We start from the raw sequence: 24624 nt of genomic DNA on the forward strand, positions 1-24624 counted from the left end.
CTGTCAGGACGGTGGCTCGGGAGTCGCCACCTCCCCCGCGGGCTCGAGGACGGCACGCTTGGGCAGCCGCTGCGAGATCACCGTCGTGATGCCGTCGCCGCGCATGCTCACGCCGTAGAGCGCGTCGGCCACCTCCATGGTGGGTTTCTGGTGCGTGATGACGATGAGCTGCGACTTCTCCCGCAGCTGCTCGAACAGGCCGATGAGGCGCCGGAGGTTCGTGTCGTCCAGCGCTGCCTCGACCTCGTCCATGACGTAGAACGGGGACGGCCGGGCCCGGAAGATGGCCACGAGCATCGCGACCGCGGTCAGCGACTTCTCGCCGCCGGACAGCAGCGACAACCTCTTGACCTTCTTGCCCGGCGGACGGGCCTCCACCTCGATGCCGGTGGTGAGCATGTCCGAGGGGTCGGTCAGCACCAGTCGGCCTTCACCGCCGGGGAAGAGCTTGGCGAAGACGCCGACGAACTCGCGCTCGACGTCGGCGTAGGCCTCGGTGAACACCTGCAGGATGCGGGCGTCGACGTCCGCGACCACGCCCAGAAGATCCTTGCGTGCCGACTTCACGTCCTCGAGCTGGGTGGACAGGAAGTTGTAGCGCTCCTCCAGGGCGGCGAACTCCTCGAGAGCCAGCGGGTTGACCTTGCCCAGCGTCGCGAGGTCCTTCTCCGCACGCTTGACCCGGCGCTCCTGCTCCGCGCGGTCGAACGGCATCGGGGCCGGGGCCACCACCTGCTCGCCGCGTTCCTTCGCCTGCTCGTACTCCGCCATCTCGAGATCGGTCGGCGGCAGCGTGACATCGGGTCCGTACTCGGCGATCAGGTCGTCGGGCGCGATGGAGAACTGCTCCACCACGTTCTGTTCGAGCTGCTCGATGCGGAGCACCGCCTGCGCCTTGGCCACCTCGTCGCGGTGCACCGCGTCGGTCAACTGCGTGGCGCGCGCGGCGAGGGCGCGCACCTGTTCCCGCGTCCGGTCCAGCTCGGCCGCTCGGTCGGAGCGACGGCGAGCGAGTTCGTCGCGGCGCACGGCAGCGTCCGCCACGACGCGCTCCAGCCGGCCGGCGACGCGAGTCCCGGCCTCGGCGACCGCGGCGGCCACCGCAGCGGACTGCACACGGCGTGCTCGTGCCCGCTCGGCCCGCGCCCGCCCTTCTCGCTCCATCCGCGCCTGTCGACGGAGCTGGTCGGCCTTGCCGCGGACCGAGTCGGCGCGCTCCTCGGCGGTGCGCAGGGACAATCTGGCCTCGACCTCGACGGACCGCACCTCGGTGACCGCCGCGGCGGCGTCCTCGCGGGCTCGCGCCCACTCCTCCGCCTCACCGTCCCCGTCGGCGTCGCCGCCCTGGTCGTCCTCGGCCCGGCGCACGCGCTCCTCGAGTTCGGCGAGCGCGGTCACCGCCTCGTCCCGCTGATGCTCGGCCCGTTCGCGCTGGGACTGCAGTCGAGTCGACTCGGCGTGGGCCACACGCGCGACCTGGCCCAGTCGGCCGAGTTGTTCGTACACCGCGGACATCGCGGCGTCGGACTCGGTGAGCGCGGCCAACGCCTGATCGGCGGCCTCCCTGCGGTCCGCCTGTTCGGCGAGCGCCCCGGACAGCGCTGCGGCCAGTTCTTCGGTCCGACGCTCGGTCGCCGCCAGTTCGGTCACCGACTCGTCGATGGCCGCCTGCACCTCGAGCGTGCTGGGTCGGCGGTCCGACCCACCGGTGATCCACCCACGCCCCACCAGGTCGCCGCCGCGCGTCACGACGCGCACGTCGGCGCCGTCCTCGACCAGGGCGGTGGCCTCCTCCAGCGTGTCGACGACGCTGGTGCCCGCCAACAACGAGGCGAGCGCGCCGCGCGCAGACTCGGACGCCTCGATCACCGACAGGATCGAGGTGCCGGAGCCGACCGCTCGCTCGTCCGACGCCGTACCCGTGGGGTAGACGATCGCCGCGCGGCCGGCGTCCTCGCTCTTGAGGGCCGACACCGCCTCGCGGGCGTTCCGGGCCGACGAGACCACCACGGCGTCGGCCGCGGCTCCCAGCGCCACGGCCACCGCCACCTCGTAGCCCGGCCGCACGGTGAGGTGATCGCCCAGTCTGCCGACGACACCGTGCTGCTGCTTCTCACCGAGCCACGCACCGCCGTCACCGCGTTCCAGGTTCATGGTGAGTGCGTCGATCCGGGCACGCAGCGATGCCACTCGCTGGCTCGACTCCCGTTCTCCCGTCTGCAGTTCCGCGACGCGGGCGTCGGCGATGGCCAGTGCCTCGACAGCGTTCTCGTGCTGCGAGTCCAGTCCCGCCTCACCGGCGTCTAGTTCGCCGACCTTCTCCTGGACGATGTCGAACTCGGCCTGCGCGGCGTCGCCGCGGTGCCTCGCGTCCTCGATCGCGGTCGCGAGACGGGCCACCTCCGTGTCGTACGACTCGGCCCGAGCGCGCAGCCCGTCCACCTGACCGGAGAGCCGCGCGAGGCCCTCCCTGCGGTCGGCGACGGCGCGCACGGCAGCGGCGTGGGCGCGCTCCGCGTCCGCCGCGGCCGCTTCCCGTTCCGCGAGCTGCTCCCTCGCGGCATCGAGGGTGGCGCGCGCGAACTCCACCGCCTCGGTCAGCTGCAGCTCCTCCTCGGCGACCCGGTCCGCACGCTGCTCGAGCTCGTCCGGGTCGGGACCGCGGCGGTCCTCCGGCTCGTCACCGAGGTGACGTGCCCGCTCGGTCGCGATGCGCACGGTGGCGCCGACACGCTCGGCGAGAGCGGACAGCTGGAACCACGTCTGCGCCGCCGCCTCCGCACTCGGGGTGAGTCGCGCGAGATCCTGCTCGCCCTCGGCCAGTACCGCCTCGCCCTCGGCCAACGCGTCCTGGACCGCGGCGTACTCCTCGCGGGCCTTCGTCTCGTCGTGCGACTGTTCCGCCAGTTCGGTTCGGCGTGCCACCAGATCGTCGGCGGCGATGCGCAGGCGCGCGTCCCGGAGGTCCGCCTGCACCGTCTGCGCGCGCCGAGCCACCTCGGCCTGCCGACCCAGAGGCTTGAGCTGCCGACGCAGTTCAGTGGTGAGGTCCGTCAGACGCGCGAGGTTGGCCTGCATGGAGTCGAGCTTGCGGACGGCCTTCTCTTTGCGCTTGCGGTGCTTGAGGACACCGGCGGCCTCCTCGATGAAGGCGCGACGATCCTCCGGCCGCGACTCGAGAATGGCGGCGAGTCGACCCTGACCGACGATGACGTGCATCTCGCGGCCGATACCCGAGTCGCTGAGCAGTTCCTGGACGTCCATCAGTCGGCACGAGCTGCCGTTGATCTCGTACTCGCCGGCGCCGTCGCGGAACATGCGACGGGTGATCGAGACCTCGGAGTAGTCGATCGGCAGTGCACCGTCGCTGTTGTCGATGGTCAGCGTCACCTCGGCCCGGCCCAGCGGAGCGCGGCCGGACGTGCCGGCGAAGATGACGTCCTCCATCTTGCCGCCGCGCAGCGCCTTCGCGCCCTGCTCCCCCATGACCCAGGTCAGGGCATCGACGACATTCGACTTGCCCGATCCGTTGGGCCCCACGACGCAGGTGATGCCGGGCTCGAAACGCAGAGTCGTCGCCGAGGCGAAGGACTTGAAGCCCTTCAGCGTCAGACTCTTGAGGTGCATGGCGGTTCAGACTACCCAGCCCTGCTCTCTCAGCGTTCGACGAACCCGTCGAGTCCGCCGCGCGCGGATTCCCAGTTGTCCACCACGGTGGTCACCGAGCCCGGAGTGTCGCCCGATCGCAGTGCGGCGAGCAACGCCTCGAGATCCGCTCGATCTCCCTCGGCGACCACGTGCACCCGGCCGTCGGACGTGTTGGTCGCTGATCCGACGAGCCCGAGTTCCAGCGCGCGCGACCGCGTCCACCAGCGGAAACCGACGCCCTGGACGCTGCCGTGGACCCACGCGCTCAGCCGTTCGAGGTCGGCCGCCGTCACTCCTCGACCTCGATACGGAGGTCCACCTCGGTGCCCGCCTTCAACGTGCGCCCCACCGTGCACACCTTGTCGACGGCCTTGGTGACGACGGTGAGCAACCGTTCCCTGGCCTCCGGATCGAGGGCGCTGAGGTCGACCGTCAGCACCTCCTCGAGCCGCGGGTAGCGCTCCTCGTCACGATCGGCGACGCCCGACACCCGGACGGTCGCGTCGTAGTCGTCACCGAGCCGGCGGGCGAGGGGACGGTCGGAGCTCATGCCCGTGCACGCCGCGAGAGCGATCTTGAGCAGCTCACCGGGAGTGAAGACACCCTCCACGTCCTCGGACCCGATGAGCACTTCTGCACCGCGCGAACTCTTGCCGGTGTAACGACGTGTCCCGGTGCGATCGACCCACAGTTCAGCCATGGATCGAGTCTAGTCAGCGGCGACCGAGACCGTCCGCGGCCAGGTCCTTCGCCAGTCGTTCGGCAGCCGAGACGAGCAGTGGCACATAGTCGTTCGCGGTGTCGGGGGTGACGCGGGCGGACGGGCCCGCGATCGAGATCGCGGTGAGGGTCGGGGCGCCGATCACCGGGACCGCGAAGCACCGCACTCCCACCTCCTGCTCCCCCTCGTCCACGGAGTACCCACGCTCGCGGATCACGGCGAGATCTGCGAGCAGCGTCGCCGGTGTGGTGTGGGTGTTCACCGTCTTCGGCGCCATCCCCGTCCGGGCGAGCAGTGCGCGCACCTCCTCGTCGGGCAGCTGCGCCAGCAGCGCCTTGCCCACCCCGGTGCTGTGCGGGAACACGCGCTGACCCACCTCGTTGAACATGCGCATCGCGTGCTCGGACGGCACCTGCGCGACGTACACGGCCATGTCGTCCTCGAGGAACGCCATGTTGGACGTCTCGTGCGTGATCGACACGAGCTCCGCCAGATAGGGACGCGCCCACGAGCCGATGAGCTTGGCGGATCGCTCACCGAGGGCGATGAGCCGTGTCCCGAGGGCGTACCGACGCGACGGCAGTCTGCGTGCGTAGCCCAGCGCCACCAGGGTCTTGAGCAGACGGTGGATGGTGGGCATCGGCAGCTCGGCCGCCTCGGCCAGCTCGCTGACACCGACCGACCCGCCCGCACCGGCCATGATCTCGAGAAGGTCGAACGCGCGCTCGACCGACTGCACGCCGCCACTGGACTCCATGCCGCTCAGCCTATTCCACCAGGCGGAAGAAACGGCTCATTCCCTTCGCTCGACCACGATGGGGGGTGCCGCTGCGACCACCGACGGCGACGGCCGTCGGCCGGCGGTGATCTCGTTGAAGAAGATGTTCAGGATCACCGCGACGATGCTCGCCGCGCTGATTCCGGAGTCGAACACCACGTGCACCCACTCCGGGAACGCCGACCAGAATCCGGGCACGGCGATGGGGAGCACACCGAATCCGATGGCCACGGCCACGATCACGAGATTCAGGTTGCCGTCGAAGTCGACCTTCGACAGGGTGCGGATGCCGCTCGCCGCCACCGAACCGAACAACACGATGCCGGCGCCGCCGAGCACGGGCAGTGGCACCGCGGCGACGAGGCGTCCGAGGACGGGAAAAAGCCCGAGCACCAACAGGACCGATCCACCGGCGGCGACCACGAACCTGCTCTTGATACCCGTCACCGCCACCAGGCCGACATTCTGCGCGAAGGCACTCGCGGGAAACGTTCCGAAGATCGGGGCGACGGTGGTGGCGAGCATGTCGGCCCGGAGACCGTCCCCGACGCGGCGGGAATCGACGTCGGTGCCGACGATCTCGCCCACCGCGAGGATGTCGGCCGTGGTCTCGGTCATGATGACGAGGATGACCACGACCATCGAGATGATCGCGCCGATCTGAAAGACGGGCGTCCCGAAGGCGAACGGTTCCGGGAGACTGAAGATCGCGCCCGTGCCCACGTCACCGAAGTCGGCCTTGCCGACGAGCGACGCGAAGATCGTGCCGACGACGATGCCGATGAGGATGGACAGGCGCGACAGTGTGCCCTGCGCGAACCGGCTGACGACGAGGACGACGAGGAGACTGACGCCGGCCAACCCGATGTTCGAGGTCGACCCCCAGTCCGGCGCGGACTCCGTCCCACCCATGGCCCACCGACAGGCCACGGGCAGCAACGAGATTCCGATGACCGTGATGATGGTGCCGGTGACCACCGGTGGGAAGAAGCGGACGATCCTGCTGAAGAACGGTGTGACGAGGATGCCGATGGCACCGGCGGCGATGATGGCGCCGAACACCGCGTTCAGCCCACCGGGCCCACTCGCGACGGCCACCATAGTGGACACGGAGGCGAACGAGATGCCCTGCACCAGAGGAAGCTTGGCGCCCACGAACGGTAACCCGAGTGTCTGCAGCAGTGTTGCCGCGCCGCTGACGAACAGGGCCGCCGACACCAGGATCGCGATGTCGGTACCGGACAGACCGGCGGCGCCGCCGACGATGAGCGGAGGCGCGATGACCCCGCCGTACATCGTCAGGATGTGCTGCAGGCCGTAGACGTACGTCTTGCCGAGACTCAGCCGCTCGTCCTCCGGGCGGGCGGGATCATGCGCTGCGCGTGTCATCGCCGTCTCCTAGCAGAATCCGGGGACGGTGTCCCACGCCCGGCCGGCGTCGGGGGCGTCGTCACGTTCGACGGTGGCCTCGATGAGCCCGTAGGGCCGGTCCGCGGCGTAGAACACCTCGCCGGGGTTGTCGAGCCCGAACGGTTCCAGGTCGACGAGGAAGTGGTGCTTGTTGGGCATCGAGAACCTGATCTCGCCGATCTCGGGATGCGCCTCCAGAACTTTCGTCCCCATCTGGAAGAGGCTCTGCTGCAACCCCAGTGAATGCACCGTCGCGAAGGTCTCGAGCATGATGGAGCGGACGTCGGTGAACGTCTTGTCGAAATCGAGCTCGGTGGTGAGGTACCGCCACCGTGCACTCACCGAGGTGGCGAGGATGCGGTCCGTCGTCTCCTGCAGGGTGGTGTACCTGTCGGTGGGGAAGCCCCAGAACTCCGAGCCCGTCGACTTGAGCACCACCAGATCGCTGAGGCCCGAGACGATCCAGGTGTCGTCGCCGTCCACGGTCACGATGGTGGTGCGCTTCTCGTCGCCGGCACGCACGAAGGAGTGATCGTGCCCCTCCGGTCCCGTCGGGATGCGGTCCCACGAGTACTGCTCTATCTCCCAGCGGCCGCCGGTAATCCAGTCGAAATCGGTGGTGAAGTGCCGCCCGAGACGTAGCGCGAACTCCTCGATGGCTCCGATGCCGTGGCGCGCGAACGCGTAGACGGTGTTCTTCTGTGTGTCGGTCGCGACGACATGACCGTTGTCGCCGTCGGTGTGCGCCGCGGACAGATCTCCCCGCAACTGCGACGTGACCGAGATGTCGGTGATGCGGTGACGCGGGGTCTCCCTGTCGATGCGCACGAGGCGGCATTCGGCCTTGCCGTACTGGTTTGCTCCGAGAACGATCGTGCTCATGTCTAGCTCCCTCGATAGGTCGTGTACGCGAACGGGCTGAGAAGGATGGGAACGTGGTAGTGCTCGTCGGCGGAACGGACGTCGACAGCGATGTCGATCCGCGGATAGAAGGTCGGACGGCCCCCGCGCGCGAAGTAGGACGCGGTGTCGAAGGTCAGCCGGTAGACGCCCGGTTCGAGGCGGGCGGGACCGAGATCGGTGATGCGCCCCTGCGCGTCCGTCACGCGCGAGGCCAGGGTCACGCCGTCGCGTTCACGCACCAGTACGACCGACACGCCCTGTGCGGGTACACCATCGGCTGCATCGAGTACGTGCGTCGTGACGTGAGCGGGCTCGGTCACAGGACACCCGGTCCCAGGAGCCGCACAGCGGCGATCTGACGCAGAGCCTCCTCGATCTCGCGGAGTTCGGTCGACTCGTCGTGACCCAGCCGCCGATCGAGCTCGGCGAGCACGTCGGCAGCACTCCGGCCCGCCGCTCTGACGAGGAACACCCGACCGAATCGCGATTCGTACTCCTCGTTGCCGGCGGCGAGCCGAGCGCCGACCCTCGCATCGGAGCTGTCCACGCCGGACTGCTCCGAGCGTGCGAACGCGGCGCCGGCGTCGTCACCGACAGGCCGGTCCCCGATGCGCGGATGGTGCCGGAGCGCACCGTCGATCTCGGCGGGCGTGAACGGGGCGGCCACCGACATCACGGCGGTGTGCAGCGAATTCTCGTCGGCGAAGGGCCTCAGCGCGAGCAGCGCCCGGCCCCACCGTGGGATGTCGAGGCAATGACGGAGGTGCTCTTCTCCGCCGTCGCCCGCGAGGGTCTTGGATTCCGTATCGCGAAACAGCAATTCCATAGATCGAAGAGTGACAGCGGTCACACGCGCTGTCAACCCTCGATCGGCAGCACCTCGCGCAGCACGCTCGAGGGGTTGACATCCCCAGTGTGACCCGTGACACTCGACGCATCCGCGGAATACTTATTCCACAATACGGATTCTGGAGGTCTATTCGATGGCTCGACTCTTCTGCAACGGCGACGCGATGCGTGGTGGCGTTCTCCACCACAACGTCGCCGCACACACCTTCCTCGGTACCGTGCGCACCACACCCGACTACCGCTTCTACTCGGTGCGCGACGAGTTCCCGGCTCTGGTTCTCGCCCCTGATGGCGGCGCCGCCATCGAGGGTGAGCTGTACGACGTCCCGATGGACGACATCCGGGCTCGGTTCCTGCCCGACGAACCACCCGAGCTCGAACTGACGGTCGTGCAGCTCGAGAACGGGGATTCCGTTCTCGCCGTGGGTCTTCGACCCGGCATAGTGCTCGACGACAGCACAGGCCTGACCGACATCACCGCCGCCGGCAGCTGGCGGCGGTACCGCGGGCTCACCGCCCCGTCGTCCGGCGACGTGTCGTGAGCGGCGGCGAGACGTGGATGTACGCGGTCAACTGCTCGATCCTGTTGACCGAGGTGCCCCTCCTCGAGCGCCCCCGACTCGCTCGTGATCTGGGCTTCGAGGCCGTCGAGTTCTGGTGGCCCTTCGCCTCTCCCGTGCCCGCCGACCGCGAGGTGGAGGCCTTCGTCACCGCCATCGAGGATGCCGGGGTTCGACTGACCGGGCTGAACTTCGCCGCGGGTGACATGCCGGCCGGTGATCGGGGCATCCTGTCCGACCCCGCACAGATCGCGGCGTTCCGCGACAACATCGACGTCACGGTCGGAATCGGTGAGCGAGTCGGTACGCGAGCGTTCAACGCGCTCTACGGCAATCGGCTCGAGGGGGTCGATCCCGTCGAACAGGACCGCGTCGCCACCGACAACCTGGTCGCCGCCGGCGCCGCCGTCGCCCGACTCGGCGGAGTCGTCCTGATCGAGCCGGTGAGCGGAGCTCCCGCCTACCCGCTGACGACGGCCGCGGATGCGATCGCCGTGATCGACCGGGTCGCCGCCCGCGGCGTCGACTCGCTCCGACTGCTCGCCGACCTCTACCACCTCGACGTCAACGGTGACGACGTCGCCGCGGTCATCGACACTCGGGCCGCACTGATCGGACACGTCCAGATCGCCGACTCCCCCGGTCGCGGCGCACCCGGCAGCGGGGCCCTCGACCTCGACGCGCACCTCGCGCGTCTCGCCGAGAACGGCTACCGCGGTGTCATCGGACTCGAATACAAGGCCGCTCGGGACACCGCCTTCGACTGGCTCACCCACTCGCACTCCACGTAAGGATCCGCCATGAGCACCATCGCATTCATCGGACTCGGCATCATGGGCAGCCCCATGGCCGTCCACCTCGCACATGCCGGCCATCAGGTGGTCGGATACAACCTCACACCCGACCGCACCGCACCACTGGTCGAGGCCGGCGGCACCGCGGCGGAGTCCATCGCCAAGGCGGTGACCGGCGCGGACGTTATCGCGGTCATGGTGCCCGACTCCCCCGACGTCCAGGACGTCCTCACCGGCGAGGGCGGGGTTTTCGACAACGCACCTGCAGACGCCCTGATCATCGACTTCTCCAGCATCCGACCGGATGTCACCAGCGCGCTGGCGCAGGAGGCCCGGTCACGAGGGTTCCGCATCATCGACGCGCCGGTGTCCGGTGGTCAGGCCGGCGCCGAGAACCGGGCGCTGTCGATCATGGTGGGCGGCAGCGCCGAGGACGTCGAATCGGCCAGGCCCATTCTCGACGTGGTCGGCTCGACCGTCGTCCACGTCGGACCCAACGGCTCCGGGCAGACCGTCAAGGCCGCCAACCAACTGATCGTGGCCGGCAACATCCAGGTGCTCGCAGAGGCGATCGTCTTCCTCGAGGCCTACGGCGTCGACATGCGCGCCGCCGTCGAGGTTCTCGGCGGCGGGCTCGCCGGATCGGCAGTCCTGAAGCAGAAGGCACAGAAGATGCTCGACCGATCGTTCGAGCCGGGGTTCCGGATCGACCTGCACCACAAGGACCTCGGCATCGTCGGCTCCGCGGCACGCGAAGCGGGTGTCGTCACACCGATGGGTGCCCTGCTCGCCCAGCTGATGGCGTCGGCACGTGCGAACGGTGACGGCGGCCTCGACCACTCAGCCCTGTTCCGCGGCGTCGAGCAGCTGTCCGGGAAGGCGAGCCGATGACCCGCATGCGCGCAGCCGACGCCGCGGTGAAGATTCTCGAACTCGAAGGCGCGACCACCGCATTCGGTCTCCCCGGCGCTGCGATCAACCCCTTCTACTCGGCCATGCGGGCACACGGCGGCATCCGGCACGTCCTGGCCCGCCACGTCGAGGGCGCGTCACACATGGCGGAGGGATTCACCCGAGCGAAGGCCGGCAACATCGGCATCTGTATCGGCACCTCCGGGCCGGCCGGCACCGACATGATCACCGGTCTCTACTCCGCGATGGCGGATTCCGTTCCCGTACTGGCCATCACGGGCCAGGCACCGGTGGCCCGACTGCACAAGGAAGATTTCCAGGCCGTCGACATCGCGTCGATCGCCGCGCCCGTGACCAAGATGGCCATGACGGTGCTCGAACCCGCACAGGTGCCCGGCGCCTTCGCGCAGGCGTTCCACCTGATGCGGTCCGGGCGCCCGGGGCCCGTCCTGATCGACCTGCCCATCGACGTGCAGATGGCCGAGATCGAGTTCGACCCCGACACGTATCAGTCACTGCCGGTGCACAAGCCGCGTGCTTCGCGGGCACAGGCCGAGAAGGCGATCGACATGCTGCTCGCCGCCGAGCGACCGTTGATCGTCGCCGGCGGCGGAATCGTCAACGCCGACGCATCGGACCTGCTGGTCGAGTTGGCCGAGATTCTGAACGTTCCCGTCATCCCGACCCTGATGGGCTGGGGCACCATCCCCGACGATCATCCGCTCGCCGCGGGGATGGTCGGGCTGCAGACCTCACACCGCTACGGAAACGCGACACTGCTCGCCTCGGACTTCGTCATCGGCATCGGGAACCGGTGGGCCAACCGACACACTGGCGGCCTGGACACCTACCGCGGGACGCGGACGTTCGTGCACGTCGACATCGAACCAACTCAGATCGGACGGGTGTTCGCCCCCGACTACGGCATCATCTCGGACGCGGCGGCAGCCCTGGAACAGTTCGTCGCCGTCGCACGGGACCGACGCGCGGCCGGTTCGCTCCGCGACCTCACGGGTTGGGTGGACGAGTGTGCAGCGCGCAAGCGAACCATGCAGCGCCGCACTCACTTCGACGACGTGCCGATCAAGCCGCAACGCGTGTACGAGGAGATGAACCGGGTGTTCGGCCGGGACACGCGCTATGTCACCACGATCGGGTTGTCGCAGATCGCCGGCGGGCAGTTCCTGCACGTGTACGAGCCGCGCAACTGGATCAACTGCGGCCAGGCCGGGCCGCTGGGATGGACGATCCCCGCCGCACTCGGTGTGGTCGCGGCGGATCCGGGCGCGCCCGTCGTGGGTCTCTCCGGCGACTACGACTTCCAGTTCATGATCGAGGAGTTGGCCGTCGGCGCGCAGTTCAACCTGCCCTACGTGCACGTGCTGGTGAACAATTCGTACCTCGGTCTGATCCGGCAGGCCCAGCGCGCGTTCGACATGGACTTCTGTGTGCAGCTCGGGTTCGACAACATCAACCACCGCGATCCTGTCGACGGTGAACCGGGCATCCCCAAGGGCTACGGCGTCGATCACGTGGCCGTCGCGGAGGGTCTGGGCTGCAAGGCGTTGCGCGTCACCGATCCGGATGCGATCGCGGACGCACTCGCCTCGGCCCGCACCCTGGCGGCCGAGCACAAGGTTCCCGTCGTCGTCGAGATCGTGCTCGAGCGCGTCACCAACATCGCGATGGGCACCGAGCTCGACAACGTCGGCGAGTTCGAGGATCTCGCGCGATCATCGGCCGATGCACCCACGGCACTGCTGATGTTGGACTGAGGATGCCGCGCGTTCTCCTCTCGCCCGACAAGTTCAAGGGATCGGCGACCGCGATCGAGGTCGCCGATGCCCTGGCCGAGGGAATCGCGACCACCGCACCGTCGTGGGACGTCGTGCGACTCCCGGTGGCGGACGGCGGCGACGGCACGGTCGACGCCGCCGTTGCCGCCGGGTGGGACCGCGTGCTCGTGTCCACGACCGGTCCGACGGGTGTCCCGGTCGCGTCCTCGTACGCGCGGCGGGGATCCACCGCCGTCGTCGAACTCGCGTCGACGGTGGGACTGTCGCAGCTGCCCGGCGGCGCCCCGAACGCGCTGGGGGCCGGCACGTTCGGACTCGGGACGGTCATCCGACACGCTCTCGGCGACGGAGCCCAGACCGTCGTGATCGGACTGGGCGGCAGCGCCTCCACCGACGGCGGCGCCGGCATGCTCCGCGGACTGGGTGTGCGCATCCTCGACGCCCGCGGCCGCGAGATCACCGGCGGCGGCGCCTCCTTACGCGAGGCGGCCACCCTGGACCTCGACGCGATGACGACCGCGGTGACCGGCGTCTCCTTCCAGCTCGCGTGCGACGTCGACAATCCACTGCTCGGCCCGTCGGGCGCCACCGCCGTGTACGCACCGCAGAAGGGTGCCGATCCGGACGAGCTGCGCGTCCTCGAGCAGGCGATGACGCGATGGGCGGAGGTCGCGGGCGCTGCCCACGCCGATCGGCCCGGCGCGGGCGCAGCCGGCGGAACTGCGTTCGGCGCGATGGCAGTGCTGGGGGCGACGGTACGGTCCGGGATCGACACCGTACTCGAGCTCCTCGAGTTCCGCCGCCGTCTGGTGTCGGCGGACCTCGTGGTCACCGGTGAGGGATCGCTGGACGAGCAGAGCCTGCACGGCAAGGCGCCCGTCGGAGTAGCCCTCGCCGCGCGCAACGCCGGCGTCCCGGTGATCGCTGTCGCCGGCCGAACAGTGCTCTCCGCCGGACAACTCCGCGAGCACGGCATCTACCGGTCCTACTCGCTCGCCGACCTCGAACCCGACCTCGGCACTTCGATCCGACACGCCACGACGCTGCTCCGCCGAGTCGGCGCGACGATTGCCACCTCTCTCGTTCCCGAAGGAGTCTCATGACCACCGCTACGTTCACCGCCCATGTCGACCTCGCCTCCCGCGCCCTGGGAGGAAGCGTCAGCGCGGCGAACGACGAACTGTTCGCCCAGCGGGAGAACCTGATCCGGCCCGAACCCCCGGTGTTCGACCCCCACGACTTCGGGCACAAGGGCAAGGTCTACGACGGGTGGGAGACGCGCCGCCGCCGCGACGACGGACACGACTGGGCGATCGTCCGACTCGGTGCCGCCGGCATCGTGCACGGCGTCGTCGTCGACACGGCGCACTTCCTCGGCAACTACCCGCCGTTCGTGTCCGTCGACGGGGCCTGCGTCGAGGGCCACCCGTCGACCGAGGAACTGGAGAAGGCCGACTGGCACACCGTCGTCGAGAGGTCGCCGGCACTCGGCGGCACCGCGAACGCCTACGCCGTCGACGATCACCACCGGTGGACACATGTGCGCCTCAACATCTTTCCCGACGGTGGTGTGGCCCGGCTCCGGGTGCACGGCGAGGTGGTCCCCGACCCGAGGTTCCTGACGGGGACGGTCGATCTGCTCGCCGCGGAGAACGGCGCCGTCCTGACGGAGTGCTCCGACGCGTTCTACTCCTCGCCCGCCAACATCATCATGCCGGGCCGCGCCCGCAACATGGGCGAGGGCTGGGAGAACGCGCGACGACGACACGGCGGCAACGACTTCGCGGTGTTCGCACTGGCGGCCGCGGGTGTTCCGCGGTACCTCGAAGTGGACACGAGCTACTACGTCGGAAACGCGCCCGGGTGGGTCCGCGTCACCACCGTGGACGCGCGCACCGCCGATAGCCGCGACGAGCGCACGTGGCACGAACTGCTGCCGCGAACGGCCGTCGCTCCGGACACGCGGCATCGGTTCGCCCTGGATGCCTCGCCTGCCGCGACGCACCTGCGTCTGGACGTCTACCCGGACGGCGGACTGTCACGGCTGCGAATGTTCGGTGAGCTCGACGACGACTCGGCCACCGCGGCACGCGAACGCTGGTCGTCCTCCCGCCCCACCGAGTAGTCCCGACTCGTGTGCAGTGATCCGCGGTGGGCGCGGATCACTGCACACGATCGACGAACGCGCGGATCTCTGCGATCACGTCACCGGGACGCTCGGTCAGGTCGCGCCAGGTGTAGCGCAGCACCGTCCACGACGCGCTCAGCGCGTTCTGCCGGACACGGTCACGGTGGAAGGCCGCGCTGTCGGAGTGGAACGCCCACCCGTCGATCTCGATGGCCAAGCGCTGCACCGGGAACGCGATGTCGAGCACGTACCCGCCGAACGGATGATTCACCACCCACCCGCGGAGCCCGGATGCGGTGAGGAGGCGAACAACGAGCCGCTCCGCCTCCGATCGAGCGCCGGACTCGGCCGACCACAGCAAGCGCTCCGCTTCCCGGCTGCCGTGGCGCCCGCGATTGCGGTCCTGCGCTCGTCGGAGGCCGAGAAGCGTGGCGTGCCGTTGCAGTTGGCGGTCCATCACCTCCTGGCCGAGAACGACCGATGCCTCGAGCACCGTCAGCGCGAGACCGGAGACACGGACACGGCGGACCTCGACGATGTCTGCCGTATCGAGAGTGCGGCGGCGCAACCGAACCCCCGGTGCGGGGCGACCCGACGCGGTGAGCGGAACGGTGACCTCGACCAGCGGGGGGAGATGCGTCGTCAGGCCCAACCAGAACGCGGCGCTCGTGCCGGTGAGCACTCCGCTCGTGGTCGACCACACTGCGCACCGCACCCGCGCAGCGTCGGTGAATGGTCGGTCCAGGGCGACGTACACGCCGGGACTCACCCGTCGCCACCGCCCCGAGCGGACCCGTCGTTCCAGGGCGTCCGAGCTGAGGCCGGCACCTCGGGCATGCGCGGACGTGACCACGCCGTCCTGCGCCGCGAGCAGTCTGTCGATCACGAATGGTTCGACGCGGTCAGCGGCATCGTCGTTCCCGATCCACCTGTGTGCAGTGATCCGCGCTCACCGCGGATCACTGCACACAACTCTCCTACGCCTGACGACGGTCGGGAACGGTCGCGTGGTGGATCGGGCCGTCCCCGAGTGTCAGGGGCATACCGCTTCCGCCGCGCCGCGCTGCCACGAACTCCGCCGCGATGGCCACCGCGGTCTCCTCAGGCGTGGTCGCACCCAAATCGAGGCCGACGGGCGAGCGCAGTCGAGACAGCTCGGTCTCGGTCATCCCCACCTCGCGCAGCCGTGCCAGCCGGTCACGATGGGTTCGTCTGGACCCCATCGCCCCGACGAACGCGACCGGCAGCCGCAGCGCGACCTCGAGCAACGGCACGTCGAACTTCGCGTCGTGCGTGAGGACGCACACCACCGTGCGCGCGTCGACGTCGGTGCGCGCGAGATAGGAGTGCGGCCATTCGGCGATCACCTCGTCGGCGTCCGGGAACCGCGCCCGTGTGGCGAACACCGGGCGGGCGTCGCACACCGTCACGCGGTAGCCGAGGAAGCTGCCGAGGCGGGCGAGGGCGCCGGCATGGTCGATCGCCCCGAACACGAGCAGCCGCGGCGGTGGGGCGTACGACACGACGAACATCTCCACACCCGGTCGGCAACGGACGGAACGAATCCCGGTGCTGCCGGCGTCCAGCATCGCGCGAGCCTCGTCGACAGCGATCCGGTCGATGTCGGCGAAGCCAGTCGACCCGAGGTGCCGGTCGGGCCGCACGGTCAGGACCGTGCCGACGGGGTCGAGGAGCTGAACGATGGCGACGGCGCCGTCGAACGACCGCAGGACCGCGGGCCCGGGTGCCGGCGAGACGAACACCTCGATCTCTCCCCCACACGTGAGCCCGACGGCGAACGCGTCGTCGTCGCTGTAGCCGAAATTCCGGCGGACCGCGACGCCGGTCTCCAGGACCTCCTCGCAGAGCGCGTAGACGGCGCCTTCGACGCACCCGCCCGACACGCTCCCCACCACCTGTCCGTCGGAGGCGACGGCCATCGCGGCACCGGGTGACCGGGGTGCGCTGCCCGAGACGGCGACGACGGTCGCGACGGCGTACGCCAGTCCGACGTCGTGCCAGGCGATCAGCCGGTCCGCGATGTCCCGCATCAGGAGATGCCCAGCGCTTCCTCGATGGGGTGCAGTGCGAAGTACACGACGAACACCGCGCTCATGACGTACAGCAGCCAATGGGTCTGCCGCAGCTTGCCCTTGGCGAGGCGGATGATCGTGTAGGACAGGACGCCTGCCGCGACACCGACGGTGATCGAGTACGTGAAGGGCATGAGCACGATGGTCAGGAAGGCAGGGATCGCGATCTCGGTGTCCTCCCAGTCGATCTTGCGGACATGGGTCATCATCAACGCGCCGACGAGGACCAGCGCGGGAGCGGCCGCGCCGACCGGGACGACGCCGGCGAGTGGCGTGAAGAAGATGAGGCTGGTGAGCAGTCCACCGGTGACCACGCTGGCCAGTCCCGTGCGAGCACCCTCCGCGACTCCGGCGGCCGATTCGACCACCGCGGTGTTCGCGGAACCGTTGATCGCACCGCCGAGGATGGCACCGATGCCGTCGACGGTGAGGATGCGGCTCAGTCCGGGCAGCCGGCCCTGCTTGTCGACGAGCCCGGCCTCTTCCCCTACTCCGAGAATGGTTCCCATGGCGTCGAAGAAGCCCGAGAGCACCAGCGTGAACAGCACGACCGACGCGGTGACGACGCCGGCGCGGGCGAAGCCGCCGAACACGTCCACTTCGAACAGCAGATCGAATCGCGGTGTGGCCACGATGGAATCGGGTACCGAGGGCACCACGGGACCCCATGCGCGCGGATCGATGTCGACCACGGTGTTCAGCACGATGGCGAGGTTGGTGGCGACGAAGATGCCGATGAGCATCGCACCGGGAACGCGCCGGACGAACAGCACCATCATGACGACGAGCCCGACGCAGAACACGAGGACCGGCCAGCCTGCCAACTTCCCGAAAATGCCGAGCGTGACTGCGGTGGAGGCGTTGTCGCCGTATCCGACGAACCCGGCGTCGACGAGACCGATGAGAGCGATGAACGCTCCGATGCCCACCCCGATGGCCTGTTTGAGCACACGCGGGATCGCGTCCATGATGAGTTGGCGGACACCGGTCAGCGCGAGGACGACGATGATGACACCCTCGAGGACGACGAGACCCATCGCCTGGGGCCAGGTCATGAACGGTGCGGCCTGGAACACCACGATCGGCGTCACTCCCAGCCCTGCCGCCATGGCGAGCGGCGCGTTGCCCACCACGCCCATCAGCACGGTCGTCAGCCCCGCCGACAGCGCGACCATGGTGCTCAACTGTGCCGGGTCGAGGGTCGCACCGGTGACGTCCTGCGCGTCCCCGATGATGAGCGGGATCAGCACGATCAGGTAGGCCATCGCGACGAACGTCGTGATGCCGCCACGGATCTCACGGGTGATCGTGGAGCCGCGCATCGTGATGGAGAAGAAGGTGTCGAGTCGGGAGCGGCGCCCGCCGCTGCCCACCGTCGTCGCGGGATCGAGTTTCGTCATGAGGTCAGGGCCTTCCCGGGTCCGTGATGTGTTCGGGTCGTATCGGTACTCGCGTGAGCGCGAGACCGGTGGCGTCGCGAACGGCAGCGACGACTGCGGGGGTGGAGGACAGGGTCGGAGGCTCACCGGCCCCGCGAAGGCCGTACGGCGCCAACGGATCCGGGTTCTCCAGGATGTCGAGTTTCATCGGCGGCATGTCGAGGATGGTGGGGATGAGGTAGTCGGTGAACGACGGGTTCTTCACCAGCCCGTCCACGACGACGATCTCCTCCATCAGCGCCAGGCCCAGTCCCTGGGCCGATCCGCCGTGGATCTGCCCCTCGAGCGACAGCCGGTTGAGGATCTTCCCGACGTCCTGGACGGCGGCCATCTCGACGACCTTCACCAGACCCAGTTCGACGTCGACGTCGACCACCGCCCGGTGCACGCACAGCGCGAGCTGGGTGTGGCTGGCGCCCTGCCCGGTCACCGGATGCATGCCGGTGGTGGGGCGATGGTGAAATTCGCGAGTCTGCTCGACCACGCGGTCACCGAGGACGTCCTCGATAGTGGCCACGACTCCGTCGACCGAGGAGACCACCTTGCCACCCTCCAGAGTCAGGTCCGTCGCGGCGCGACCGAGATGCAGTCCGGCGAGGACGAACACGGCTTCCCGGACCGCCTCGCACGCGGCCTTGACCGCACCGCCGGTCATGTAGGACTGGCGGGACGCGGACGACGACCCGGAGTTCCCGACGGTGGTGTCGGCCGGGTGGATGGTCACGCGCGACACCCCCAGCTCGGTCCGGGCGATCTGCGCCTCGAGCGTCACCAGGCCCTGGCCCACCTCGGCGGCGGCCGTGTGCACGAGGGCGGTGACCTCGCCGCCGATGACCTCGAGTCGGACCCGCGCCGTCGAGTAGTCGTCGTAGTTCTCGGAGAAGCAGATGTTCTTGAGTCCCACTCCGTAGCCGACCCCCCGCACGACGCCCTCACCGTGCGTGGTCTGCGACGCGCCTCCGGGCAGGTTGCGGATGTCGGAGGTGTCCAGCGGCGCGGGCATGGGCATCGCCTCGGCCCGAAGGAGCATCTCGGCGAGGGGCGCGGGAGCCTCGATCACCTGCCCGGTGGCGAGGAGCGACCCCTGAGCGACGGCGTTGACGCGGCGTACCTCGACCGGGCTCAGACCGCACGCCTCGGCGAGCTGGTCCATCATCGACTCGTAGGCGAAACATGCTTGCACGGCGCCGAACCCGCGCATCGCACCGCACGGCGGGTTGTTCGTGTAGACGCCGTACGCGTCGATCTCGATGTTCGGGATCACGTACGGTCCCACGCCCAGCGACGCAGCGTTGCCGACGACGTTCAGCGTGGCCGACGTGTACGCGCCGCCGTCCAGAATGATCTCGACGTCCGCGAACAGCAGCCGGCCGTCGCTCGTGGCGCCGTACTCGTAGTGCATCTGCGCCGGGTGCCGGTGCACGTGGCCGAAGAACGACTCGTACCGGTTGTAGACCATCCGCACCGGCTTGCCCGTGTACATCGCGAGCATGGCCGCGTGGATCTGCATGGAGAGGTCCTCGCGCCCGCCGAACGCTCCCCCGACGCCGGAGAGCGTCATCCTGATCTTCTCCTTGGGCAGTCCGAGGCACGGTCCGATCTGTTCGAGGTCGTTGTGCATCCACTGCGTCGCGACGTACAGGTCCACCCCGCCGTCGTCGCCGGGAACCGCGAGACCCGATTCGGGTCCGAGGAAGGCCTGGTCCTGGATGCCGACCGAGAAGTCGCTGCTGACGATGACGTCGGCCCGCGCACGCGCAGCGGCCACGTCGCCGACGCGCACCGGTTGGTGTCGTGCGATTCCGCCGCGCTCCTGCACCTTCGGGTAGGTCGGATCCAGTGCGGCACGGCGGGCGTCGCACAGTGGCTCGAGTACCTCGTAGACCACCTCGATCCGTTCCATCGCCCGGCGCGCGGTCTCGGGGTGATCCGCCGCGACGAGGACGATCGGCTCGCCTTCGTGACGCACCTCGCCGAACGCGAGAACGGGCTGGTCCCATGTGCCGTCGAGGCCGAAACACGGGCGTCCCGGCACGTCCTCATGGGTGAGCACGGCCTCCACGCCAGGGAGGGCGAGCGCCGCCGAGATGTCCACGGACACGATGCGCGCGCGGGGATGCGGACTCCGCAGGGTGGCGCCGTGCAGCATGCCGTCGATGAACAGATCGGACGAGTACGCGAACTCCCCCTTGACCTTCAGGGTCCCGTCGGGTCGTAGCGGACTCTCTCCGACCCGTCCATGGCCCGGTGCGTCGACGGCGGTGGGGAAGGCGCCGGGGCGCGTCCGCGCGGGGGCGCTCACAGGACGTCCTGCGCGAGTGCCATGAGACGACGATGAGCGCTCGCTCCGGCGGCCGCCGCCTCGTCCTGCGGCACGCTGACCAGCGTGTCGTCCTCCACGATCGTGCGGCCGCCGACCATGAGGTGGCCCAGGGGCGGCGTCTGACCGTACGCGAGCGCGACGACGGGATCGTCGATCGCGGCGTAGAAGCCGTCGGTACGCCAGATCGCGAGATCGGCGAGCTTGCCCACCTCGAGTGACCCGATCTCGTCCTGTCGGCCGAGGACCGTGGCGCCACCGAGTGTCGCGGCTTCGAGAGCCTGGCGGGCGCTCAGCGCGGTCGGCCCATAGCGTGCGCGCTGCATGTACACGGCCTGACGGATCTCGCCGGCGAGCGAGACCATCTCGGCGGACGCCGATCCGTCCACGCCGAGACCGACCGGCGCGCCGGCGCGCAGCAGATCGGCGACACGGGCGATTCCCGCGCCGAGTCGGGCGTTCGAACTGGGGCAGTGCGCGACGCCGGTACCCGTTGCCGCGAGCGAGGTGATGTCGGAGTCGTGCAGATGGACGGCATGGGCGAACCACACGTCGTCACCGAGCCACCCCACCTGCTCCATGTACTGCACGGGCGTGCAGCCCATCTGGGCGAGGCAGTGCTCCTCCTCGTCCACCGTCTCGGACAGATGTGTGTGCAGCCGAACACCCTTCGCTCGGGCGAGGCTTGCCGATTCCACGAGCAGGTCCTTGCTGATCGAGAACGGGGAGCACGGCGCCACGGCAATGCGCAGCATCGACCCGAACGACGCGTCGTGGTGCGTGTCGATCGCGTCCGCAGTGGCGGTCAGGATGTCGTCGAGCTTCTCCACGACCTCGTCGGGCGGGAGCCCGCCGTCCGACACGCCCCGGTCCATCGACCCGCGGCAGGGGTGGAAACGCACTCCGATCCGCGCCGCCGCGTCGATCTCGGCGGCGAACAGATCGCCGCGTCCCTTCGGAAAGATGTAGTGGTGATCGGTGCTGGTGGTGCACCCGGACTTCGCGAGCCAACCGAGCCCGGCCAGTGCGGCCCCGCCGACCACCTCGGCGTCCATCTTCGCCCAGGGCCGGTAGAGGGTCACGAGCCATTCGAAGAGGGTGCTGTCCTTCGCCAATCCCTGTGACGCCCACTGGTACAGGTGATGATGCGCGTTGACCAGGCCGGGCGTGACCAGTCCCCCACGCGCGTCGATGATCTCGGCGCCGGGAACGATCGGCGCGGGGCCCGCTCCGATCGCGGTCACGAGCGGCCCGTCGACGACGATGTACCCGTGCGGGATCTCGGCACCGACCACGGGTGCGATGTAGGCGTTGGTGACGATGCGAATACTCATCGGGAGTCGGCCCTTCGTGCGGCGGCGAGTCGGACGGCGTCGAGAATTTTCTCGTAACCGGTACAGCGGCAGAGGTTTCCGGCAAGAGCCTCGCGGATCTCCGCATCGGACGGGTCGGGTACGCGCTCGACGAGGTCGTGAGCCTGGACCACCAGCCCGGGTGTACAGAAACCGCACTGGACGGCACCGCACTCCACGAACGCCTTCTGGATCGGCCCCAGCGCCTCACCGTCGGAGAGTCCCTCCACGGTGCGCACGCGTCGGCCTTCGACCTGACCGGCCGCCACCAGGCACGAGCACACCGGTACGTCGTCGAGATAGACGGTGCAGGAACCGCACTCCCCCTGCTCGCACGCGTTCTTCGATCCGGGCAGGCCCATGCGCTCGCGCAACACGTAGAGAAGACTCTCGCCCTCCCACACGTCGTCTGCGCTCTGGTCGGTGCCGTTCACGGTGCAGTTCACTCTCATGCTCACGCTGCCTCTCCGTTGTTCCTGTGGTCGCGCCACGACCAGGCGAGAGTGCGTCTCGCCATGACCGCCAGCGCATGTCGCCGATAGTCGGCGGTACCGCGTACGTCGTCGATCGGGCTCGCCGCCTCGCGGACCAGGTCGCCGAACCGACGGGCGACGGCGTCATCGAGTGGGCCGTCCCAGTCGAGCTCGGCAGCGAGGAACTCCTCTGCGGCGGTGGCGCGCCGAGGAGTCGGGGCGGCCGAACCGATACCCGTCCCGACACGTCGCTCGGCCGGGAACAGTGCGAGGGAGAACGAACACACCGCGATCACCATGGCGTTGCGCGTGCCGACCTTCGAGAAGTACTGCGGTCCAGTGGCCGACGGCACGTGGAACGCGCGGATCAACTCGTCCGGTTCGAGGCAGTGACGCTTGACGCCGACGTAGAACTCCTCCGCCGGGACCATCCGGGTGCCCCGAGCGGCCGACTCGGCCTCGACGATCGCGCCGCAGGCGAGCAACGGCGCGTGCAGATCGCCGGCGGGCGATGCGCCCCCGAGATTGCCGCCGACCGTGCCCCTGTTGCGGATCTGGGGCGATCCGACCGTACGCGCGGCCTGCGCGATCCCCGGCAGCCGATCGCCCAGTTCGGCGATGATCCGCACGTACGGCATGCCGGCACCGACGCGGAGCGACCCGTCTGGATTTTCCTCCCAGGTGGTCAGCTCCGTGATCGGGTTCAGGTCGAGCAGCGCCGTCGGTCTGTGCAGGTCGAAGTTCATCTCGACCATGACGTCGGTGCCCCCCTGCACGGGGACGACGTCGGGTCGATCGGCTGCGGCGGCGAGTGCGTCCGCCCAGGTCTGTGGCCGAAGAAAGTCCATGAGGGAAGTACACCCGCCCGCCGACGGTCGGACGAGACGCAGGAACGACAGAGTATGACCCGCATCACACGCAAATCACTGTAGGTTCCTCCGAATGAAGGTGCACGACCTGCTCGACATGCCCCATCTCGGACTCGACCCCCTCGTGTCCGACGACGGCCGAGACGCGGTCATTCGATGGGTCGTGACGACCGACATGCTCGATCCCGGTCGCTACCTCGAGGGCGGAGAACTGGTCCTCACCGGACTGATGTGGCACACGAGACCCGAGGACTCGGATGTCTTCGTCCGTGCGATCACCGGCGCCGGAGTCGCCGCACTGGCGGCCTCGTACGACGGGGTGGTGCCCGCCGATCTGATCGAGTCGTGCCGCCGTCACGGGCTGCCCCTGTTCCGCGTGTCCGCCGCCGTGGCCTTCGCGACGATCACAGAGAGCGTGGTGCGCTCGCTCTCGCGCGAGCGCGCCACCGATCTCCGGTCGGTCCTCGACCGGCACCGCCGCCTGGTCTCGGGCGCCGGCGCCGGGGACGGCATCGGGCCGCTTCTCGACCTGGTGTCCGAGGACCTCGGACTGGAGTGCTGGGTGCTCACCCCCGGCGGACGCGTCGTGGCCTCGTCCCATCCGCTTCCCGACGAGATCCGTCCCGACGATCTGGCGCACGACTTCCTCACGGCGCGAACACTTCCCGCGGTGTCGCACGGCCTGTCCCTGCTCGCCGTCGACGGCGACCGCACGTCGCGCGTCGCCGACGCGATGGTGGCCTTCCGCAGCGACTGGCGCAGTTGGACACCCGAACGGCTCGCACTCGCCGAGGACGTGGCGTCGATCGTCGCGCTCGAACGTGAGCGCACCGACGACCGTCTCGGGTCGTCGGGACGCTCGGCGCACCAGCTGATCCGCGTGGTCACCGCGGGCGGATCGGTGGCGGACACCCTCGTCCAGATGACAGTGGTCGGCCTCGACACCGACGCTCGGTACGCGGTGGTCGCCGCGGCCGTCGCGAGCGGCCCCCTTCGCCCCGGCGAACTGCGGGTGGTCCTGCGCGAGTTGCTCCCGAGCGGCGGCGCGATCGGCGTGACGGACGGTGAGGTGGTCGCCATCGTTCCCACCGACGACGATCTGATGCCCCGAGTGCGGTCGGGGGTGGACCGTCTCGGTCCCGGACTCGCCGGCAGCGACGTCTCGCTCGGCGTCAGCGGCGTGGTGACGGCGAGCGAACTCCGCGGCGCCGTCGAGGAGGCCCGGTACGCCCGCCGGCTCGCGGCCGGCCGCAGCGACGGGGTCCGCATCGTGGGGCACGACGAACTGGCGGATCTGGTGCTTCTCCTGGCGAGCGTGCCGGACGAGATGAGACGACTGTTCCGCTCGCGTCTGCTGGATCCGGTCGTGGAGTACGACGACCGCCATCAGAGCGACCTCGTTCCTACTCTGCGAGCCTTCCTCGACTGCAACGGATCGTGGACGGCGTGCTCGACCCGGCTGCACCTGCACGTCAACTCGGTGCGCTACCGCATCCAGCGCATCGAGGAACTCACCGGTCGCGATCTCTCCGGACTCGAGGACCGCGTGAACTTCTATCTGGCCCTGCGGATGTCCTGA

22 protein-coding genes are annotated in these 24624 nt (G+C 69.3%); 7 read left to right on the plus strand and 15 right to left on the minus strand.

Going from position 1 to position 24624, the window contains the following annotated elements:
• Nucleotides 1–3 precede the first annotated feature (3 nt).
• From smc to uraD, 8 genes are read right to left on the minus strand one after another with little or no spacing between them, the layout of a single operon-like run.
• Nucleotides 4–3627 carry a chromosome segregation protein SMC gene (smc, locus tag JOE30_RS16265; protein ID WP_204867881.1) on the minus strand — a complete coding sequence of 1208 codons (3624 nt, stop codon included), beginning with the start codon at nucleotides 3625–3627 and terminating at the stop codon, nucleotides 4–6.
• Between the two features lie 29 nt (nucleotides 3628–3656).
• Nucleotides 3657–3941 (minus strand): acylphosphatase, encoded by a 285-nt coding sequence (locus tag JOE30_RS16270; protein WP_204867882.1) that lies wholly within the window; start codon nucleotides 3939–3941, stop codon nucleotides 3657–3659.
• Nucleotides 3938–4348, minus strand: a complete 411-nt coding sequence (locus tag JOE30_RS16275) for an OsmC family protein (RefSeq protein WP_027505004.1) — start codon at nucleotides 4346–4348, stop codon at nucleotides 3938–3940. The genes JOE30_RS16270 and JOE30_RS16275 overlap by 4 nt, the downstream gene beginning before the upstream one ends.
• Nucleotides 4349–4361: 13 nt before the next feature.
• On the minus strand, nucleotides 4362–5126 hold the full coding sequence (locus JOE30_RS16280) for an IclR family transcriptional regulator (protein WP_204867883.1): 765 nt from the start codon (nucleotides 5124–5126) through the stop codon (nucleotides 4362–4364).
• A gap of 36 nt (nucleotides 5127–5162) precedes the next feature.
• Nucleotides 5163–6536 (minus strand): nucleobase:cation symporter-2 family protein, encoded by a 1374-nt coding sequence (locus tag JOE30_RS16285; protein WP_204867884.1) that lies wholly within the window; start codon nucleotides 6534–6536, stop codon nucleotides 5163–5165.
• A gap of 9 nt (nucleotides 6537–6545) precedes the next feature.
• Nucleotides 6546–7439 (minus strand): factor-independent urate hydroxylase, encoded by an 894-nt coding sequence (pucL, locus tag JOE30_RS16290; RefSeq protein WP_204867885.1) that lies wholly within the window; start codon nucleotides 7437–7439, stop codon nucleotides 6546–6548.
• Between the two features lie 2 nt (nucleotides 7440–7441).
• Nucleotides 7442–7780, minus strand: coding sequence for a hydroxyisourate hydrolase (gene uraH / locus JOE30_RS16295; protein ID WP_204867887.1), 339 nt, complete (start codon nucleotides 7778–7780; stop codon nucleotides 7442–7444).
• Nucleotides 7777–8286: a 2-oxo-4-hydroxy-4-carboxy-5-ureidoimidazoline decarboxylase gene (uraD, locus tag JOE30_RS16300; protein WP_204867889.1), complete on the minus strand. Its 510-nt coding sequence runs from the start codon at nucleotides 8284–8286 to the stop codon at nucleotides 7777–7779. The genes uraH and uraD overlap by 4 nt, the downstream gene beginning before the upstream one ends.
• Nucleotides 8287–8443: 157 nt before the next feature.
• Between uraD and JOE30_RS16305 the strand changes: the two genes are divergently transcribed.
• From JOE30_RS16305 to alc, 6 genes are read left to right on the plus strand one after another with little or no spacing between them, the layout of a single operon-like run.
• On the plus strand, nucleotides 8444–8851 hold the full coding sequence (locus JOE30_RS16305) for a gamma-glutamylcyclotransferase (RefSeq protein ID WP_204867891.1): 408 nt from the start codon (nucleotides 8444–8446) through the stop codon (nucleotides 8849–8851).
• Between the two features lie 17 nt (nucleotides 8852–8868).
• Nucleotides 8869–9660 carry a hydroxypyruvate isomerase family protein gene (locus JOE30_RS16310; RefSeq protein WP_204870468.1) on the plus strand — a complete coding sequence of 264 codons (792 nt, stop codon included), beginning with the start codon at nucleotides 8869–8871 and terminating at the stop codon, nucleotides 9658–9660.
• Between the two features lie 9 nt (nucleotides 9661–9669).
• Nucleotides 9670–10554, plus strand: coding sequence for a 2-hydroxy-3-oxopropionate reductase (locus tag JOE30_RS16315; protein WP_204867894.1), 885 nt, complete (start codon nucleotides 9670–9672; stop codon nucleotides 10552–10554).
• Nucleotides 10551–12350 (plus strand): glyoxylate carboligase, encoded by a 1800-nt coding sequence (gcl, locus tag JOE30_RS16320; protein WP_204867896.1) that lies wholly within the window; start codon nucleotides 10551–10553, stop codon nucleotides 12348–12350. Before JOE30_RS16315 ends, gcl begins: the two co-directional genes overlap by 4 nt.
• Before the next feature lie 2 nt (nucleotides 12351–12352).
• On the plus strand, nucleotides 12353–13474 hold the full coding sequence (locus JOE30_RS16325; RefSeq protein ID WP_204867898.1) for a glycerate kinase: 1122 nt from the start codon (nucleotides 12353–12355) through the stop codon (nucleotides 13472–13474).
• On the plus strand, nucleotides 13471–14496 hold the full coding sequence (alc, locus tag JOE30_RS16330; RefSeq protein WP_204867900.1) for an allantoicase: 1026 nt from the start codon (nucleotides 13471–13473) through the stop codon (nucleotides 14494–14496). Before JOE30_RS16325 ends, alc begins: the two co-directional genes overlap by 4 nt.
• A gap of 37 nt (nucleotides 14497–14533) precedes the next feature.
• Here the strand turns inward: alc and JOE30_RS16335 are convergent, their stop codons facing one another.
• From JOE30_RS16335 to JOE30_RS16365, 7 genes are all read right to left on the minus strand, one after another.
• Nucleotides 14534–15385 (minus strand): type IV toxin-antitoxin system AbiEi family antitoxin domain-containing protein, encoded by an 852-nt coding sequence (locus JOE30_RS16335; protein ID WP_204867902.1) that lies wholly within the window; start codon nucleotides 15383–15385, stop codon nucleotides 14534–14536.
• 91 nt (nucleotides 15386–15476) lie between these two features.
• The gene (locus JOE30_RS16340) at nucleotides 15477–16550 is read right to left on the minus strand and encodes an XdhC family protein (protein ID WP_204867904.1); all 1074 of its coding nucleotides are present in this window, start codon (nucleotides 16548–16550) and stop codon (nucleotides 15477–15479) included.
• Nucleotides 16550–17992 (minus strand): NCS2 family permease, encoded by a 1443-nt coding sequence (locus JOE30_RS16345; RefSeq protein WP_204867905.1) that lies wholly within the window; start codon nucleotides 17990–17992, stop codon nucleotides 16550–16552. Before JOE30_RS16345 ends, JOE30_RS16340 begins: the two co-directional genes overlap by 1 nt.
• Nucleotides 17993–17996: 4 nt before the next feature.
• Entirely contained in the window at nucleotides 17997–20333 is a 2337-nt protein-coding gene (locus JOE30_RS16350) for a molybdopterin cofactor-binding domain-containing protein (protein ID WP_307806205.1), read from the minus strand.
• Nucleotides 20330–21685, minus strand: coding sequence for an 8-oxoguanine deaminase (locus JOE30_RS16355; RefSeq protein WP_204867906.1), 1356 nt, complete (start codon nucleotides 21683–21685; stop codon nucleotides 20330–20332). Before JOE30_RS16355 ends, JOE30_RS16350 begins: the two co-directional genes overlap by 4 nt.
• On the minus strand, nucleotides 21682–22155 hold the full coding sequence (locus JOE30_RS16360; protein ID WP_204870473.1) for a (2Fe-2S)-binding protein: 474 nt from the start codon (nucleotides 22153–22155) through the stop codon (nucleotides 21682–21684). The genes JOE30_RS16355 and JOE30_RS16360 overlap by 4 nt, the downstream gene beginning before the upstream one ends.
• Before the next feature lie 2 nt (nucleotides 22156–22157).
• Nucleotides 22158–23024: a xanthine dehydrogenase family protein subunit M gene (locus tag JOE30_RS16365; RefSeq protein WP_204867907.1), complete on the minus strand. Its 867-nt coding sequence runs from the start codon at nucleotides 23022–23024 to the stop codon at nucleotides 22158–22160.
• Between the two features lie 94 nt (nucleotides 23025–23118).
• On the opposite strand from JOE30_RS16365, the gene JOE30_RS16370 reads away from it, so the two are divergent.
• Entirely contained in the window at nucleotides 23119–24624 is a 1506-nt protein-coding gene (locus tag JOE30_RS16370) for a PucR family transcriptional regulator (RefSeq protein ID WP_239532398.1), read from the plus strand.

Origin of the sequence: Rhodococcus sp. PvP016 (genome assembly GCF_017832185.1) — a bacterium.
GTDB lineage: Bacteria > Actinomycetota > Actinomycetes > Mycobacteriales > Mycobacteriaceae > Rhodococcoides.